Origin of the sequence: Agrobacterium leguminum (genome assembly GCF_015704895.1) — a bacterium.
GTDB classification, from domain to species: domain Bacteria; phylum Pseudomonadota; class Alphaproteobacteria; order Rhizobiales; family Rhizobiaceae; genus Agrobacterium; species Agrobacterium leguminum.
This window is the reverse complement of record NZ_JADQWB010000036.1, coordinates 1-4,150: the sequence shown is the minus strand read 5'-3', so window position 1 is coordinate 4,150 and position 4,150 is coordinate 1. Positions and strand designations below refer to the sequence as shown.

General features: G+C 54.6%; 4 protein-coding genes and 1 pseudogene. 3 read left to right on the top strand and 2 right to left on the bottom strand.

Annotation, left to right across the window (positions count from 1 at the left end; genetic code table 11):
- Positions 1 to 123: 123 nt before the first annotated feature.
- Positions 124 to 425: pseudogene (locus I3J13_RS25910) on the bottom strand (ATP-dependent DNA ligase); the annotation flags it as partial.
- A 218-nt stretch (positions 426 to 643) separates the two neighbouring features.
- Between I3J13_RS25910 and I3J13_RS25495 the strand changes: the two are divergent.
- Positions 644 to 1,105, top strand: coding sequence for a hypothetical protein (locus I3J13_RS25495; protein WP_196380672.1), 462 nt, complete (start codon positions 644 to 646; stop codon positions 1,103 to 1,105).
- A gap of 473 nt (positions 1,106 to 1,578) precedes the next feature.
- Positions 1,579 to 2,709 (top strand): Fic family protein, encoded by a 1,131-nt coding sequence (locus I3J13_RS25490; RefSeq protein WP_196380671.1) that lies wholly within the window; start codon positions 1,579 to 1,581, stop codon positions 2,707 to 2,709.
- A 282-nt stretch (positions 2,710 to 2,991) separates the two neighbouring features.
- Here the strand turns inward: I3J13_RS25490 and I3J13_RS25485 are convergent, their stop codons facing one another.
- Positions 2,992 to 3,657, bottom strand: a complete 666-nt coding sequence (locus tag I3J13_RS25485; RefSeq protein WP_196380670.1) for a nucleotidyl transferase AbiEii/AbiGii toxin family protein — start codon at positions 3,655 to 3,657, stop codon at positions 2,992 to 2,994.
- A 106-nt stretch (positions 3,658 to 3,763) separates the two neighbouring features.
- Here I3J13_RS25485 and I3J13_RS25705 point away from each other — a divergent pair.
- Positions 3,764 to 4,150: hypothetical protein (locus tag I3J13_RS25705; RefSeq protein WP_206696315.1), on the top strand; the 387-nt coding region annotated here is incomplete at its 3' end.

The following is a 4,150-nucleotide window of genomic DNA, read 5'->3' as shown; positions in this document are numbered from 1 at the left end:
ATGAGACGCCTAAAATCTGCGCCGCGCCGGGATATGACTACAATCGGGCTACGCCCTCACTCCGTCACACCCCGGCGCGAGTCTCATCCTGATTGACGCTGAATCTCACCTTGATTGCCGCTATGCAATGACGCCTCCCATGCCGATCGAGCAGGCGTTGGCCAATAGCTCAGCGTCGTCTCCCTCTATCTCTTCGGACAACTGGATCGCACCGATGGTGCCCTCCAGCAAGTCTGTCAAGAGATGACAGCGAACTGACGGTTCGGTCCGAGCCAATCGTGGCCGTCAAAATAGAAGGTCAAAGGCGAAGAGAACGGACTCCGTCGAAACGCGCTTGCCCCCTCTTCCGCCGAGCCAGCGCTGCAGCGCCCAAAGTCCGGGCGGCCTTCCTCATTCAGTACCACCGCCTCGCCATCAATGAATGCCCGCCGTCCTGGATGAACGGATCGGCCGATTTTCCGTGCAATTCACTTTGGGTAAACAGTCGATCTGCATTCATGTTTTCACCTGCCTTCTCAATTCTTCCGGATCCTCTTCATGAGCCACTTGTCCCGATCGTCGTTGCTTATTATTGACAGGGTCTTCGCGGCGTCCCGGTACCGATCTCATGGCAATCGTCGCAAGTAAGCATTGGAGGTGTTGCATGGCAATCTACAAGGGCGCGCTGGCATTGCTGGGAAAGTCGGAAACCGACGCAGCGGTCGTGGACTACTTAAAGTCGCTGGGTGCGATGCTCCCACTCAAGCGGCCACCACGCGGCGAGAAGGAAACGAACGTCGAGGTTCTCGGTCAACAGATTGAACTGCTCTTTACTCTCGGAAGCGAGTTGCCGAACGGGACGCGCTTTGCGGAAGGGGAGTTGGTTCTGCGTACATTCTTCGTTCTTCCAGAGGAAGCAGGAAGACCGATCGATGGAACGCCTTTCGATCTCGATATGACCATGACCCGGGAGCAGGCCCGAGCAAAGTTTGGAGAGCCGGAATGGAGCAGCGGTGGTAGTTTGAAAAACGATCGCTGGGTGCTTGGAGACAAGCGGATGCTGCTAAGCTTCACCTCGGACGAACAGCGCATCCGACAAGTGTCAGTGTCGCAATTGTTCGAGTGAGCGGGTGGCCGCTTCATCCTCTGTCGGCCTGAAAGCGCTTAGGCCGCTCTCCACCCCAACTGGGACATTCAGCCCAAACAGCCGAGCGACTGCTTTAGCGAAATTTGCGGCCCGCATGAACGACCGCAATAGAGCTTGAGCAAAATGCCTTGCGAGCGTCTTCGCCTTGATGGGAGTCGAACCCGCGATATACGAATGCAAATCTGCGTTATTTCAGGAGCGCAGCCCTCATTGAACTACTTAAATTATTGATCCGATTGCATTTTCATATCCCAGTCTGTTGGTCTGGGCTGCCTCAGCGTGAGGATCTGGTCAGCGAGCATCGGTTCTCTTAGCCAGAGCCGTTACACAGGCGTGGCGACGCTGTTTTGTGCGCCCAGCTTCGGGTGGGTGCGGAGGTTACGGGAGAAAATCTCCGCAATTTTGCGGAGATAAATCTTGTTATTCTCCGCAGATGTGCTCTATCGTGGGATATGAGTTATATCTGGCAGTGCGCCCTATGGCCGAAATTCGAGTGGAATATTGACCGCCTTATATCAAGGATTGCGGCCGTACGCCTTGATCAAGGACGCCTTATTGGCCGCGTCGAGGGCCTCGGTTTTCGTACACGCGAGGCGACGTTTCTAAGAGCGTTGACCGATGACGTGGTAAAGTCGTCAGCGATTGAGGGAGAACAGCTGGATGAGCAACAGGTTCGTTCCTCGCTCGCCAGGCGGCTCGGTATCGATATCGATGGGTTTGTGACGCCAAACCGCTCGGTTGAGGGCATCGTCCATATGACTCTCGATGCCACGATCAATTGCGCAGAGCTACTGACGGCAGAGCGACTATTCCAATGGCATGCGGCCCTTTTTCCGACGGGCCGCAACGAATCGGGCCATAAGCTTCGCGTCGGCGATTGGCGTGACGACTCTGGCGGTCGTATGGAAATCGTTTCCGGTCCATTCGGGCACGAGAGAGTCCACTATGTTGCTCCACCCGCAGATCGCGTGGAAGCTGAGATGTCAGCCTTCCTTGAGTGGTTTAACGGACAGCACGAACTGGATCCTCTCATTAAGGCAGCCATTGCTCATCTCTGGTTCGTTGCTATCCACCCTTTCGGCGATGGAAACGGCCGCATAACTCGCGCAATCGCCGACATGACGCTTGCACGCAGTGGTGGGGGCGCCCAGCGGCTTTATTCCATGTCCGCAGCAATCGAGCGATCCCGTATCGGGTATTATGAAGCCCTGCAATCAGTTACCTGCAAGGAAAGCCTCGACATCACGAGCTGGATCGAGTGGTTCCTCGATCGTTTGGACAATGCTGTTAGCGAGGCGCTGTTGACCCTCGATAACGTGATGCTGAAAAATGATTTCTGGCAGTCGCATGCTGCAAGCGATCTCAATCCGCGACAAGCCAAGGTCCTAAACCGGCTGCTAGAGGGAAATTTCCAGGGCAAGCTCACGTCGACAAAATGGGCAAAATTGACGAACGCATCCCAGGACACTGCCTCTCGCGACATAGCGGATCTGATGGCGAAAGGCATCCTGCAAAAAGGCGAGGCTGGAGGACGAAGCACGGCCTATGAGCTGGTTTTAAACCACGTTCCCTCATCTGGATAAAATCCAGTCGCCGATGATGCCCCCGAGACCACTTTGTGCACGTATTCAGCGCCGCGAATTTATCAAGAGGACAGTTGCCCTTGAAGGGCGGGGCAGGTTAACTCTTGAACGGATTCGAACCGTCAACCACGCGCCGTGGATTGGCTAGGCATTTGCAACACAATTCATTCACACTCGCTGGCGCCGCCCTAACTTGGTTTTGCTGGCTAATCGGAATGATGCGCACCGAAAGAATAATCGACCGAACGGCGGTATAGCTAAAGTCGCCAAGTTGCCGAAAAATCAGCGCGGAGACGGAGAGGAAGGCGTTGCGGATACCGCTGGCTTGTGATCGCACACCGCTTTCAAAAGCGAGATTGTCGTCGCTTGAGCAGTTTTCGAAATATCCGCATACCCCTCTCTATACTGAAGCTTCCCCATAACTGTGCTAGGGAGGCCTGCATCCATTCTCTCGGCGACTGCCAATGCAGCGGCGGCCCTGTTCCTGAATGGCAAGAGAGCTTCGAGAACATATCCATCGCCGCATGCCTTGGCGATGCACGCGATATCGAACATGTCACGTGGCTGAAGAGAGTATCCTCGATAGTGAACCTTCTTCGCGATGATTTCGCCCGGGGTCTCAAGGTCAACTTCGATTCCACGTACTGCGACACGGGATGTGGGATCGTTGCTCAGACTTGGAGCGCAAATGAAGTCGATTTCGCCGATGCCCGCGAACACGATTTTCAACGCACGCGTCCCGTCCGAAACATATTCATCCGGGTTCACCTGCAGGGTATAGCCCTGTGTTGTCGGGTTCAGATATGGGAGGACCTGCGGATCGTCGATGAAAATGTCGACATCGAAGCTTTCACGACGGTTTATCTGGAGTATATGGTCGATGCCATTCCCGAAAGTCCAGCTATCGAGGAGTTTAAAAGAAGAGTTCGCCTGATTGATAATTGGCACAGCCTGGTCGAAAAGACTTTCCCCATTGGCTCATCAGGACAGCCCTCAGGCGGCGAGGGCGACGAGTCGATCCGCCTTCGAGCAATCCAGCCAATGCAAGGGGACTATGATAGAAAACGCCGCGTCCGGGCCGAAAACCTGCCGCATCTCCACCACTCTTTCGGTCGATGGTGAGCCTGCGAGCCTGATGAATGCCTGGCGAATAAAATCAAAGATATGGCTCATAGGTGTACTTCATTTGTTACGCTTATTGGGGCGGGCGCGACTGTCGCAGTCGATGACCAACTGCAGAGATCGTCAGTCGGGATGGTATGCCGCGTTCTATAAAATGCGAGTTTCTTATATTTTCTGGAAAGGTCGGCATAAACTAGCACTACTTTGGCAGAATATATTCTGCTGTCCGAATTTGCCCTTTGCAGTGGGGACATCGGATTGCCATCATGGGGATGGCAAGTGCGCTGATGACGGCTCGACGAACGGCTGGCAGGGTCGG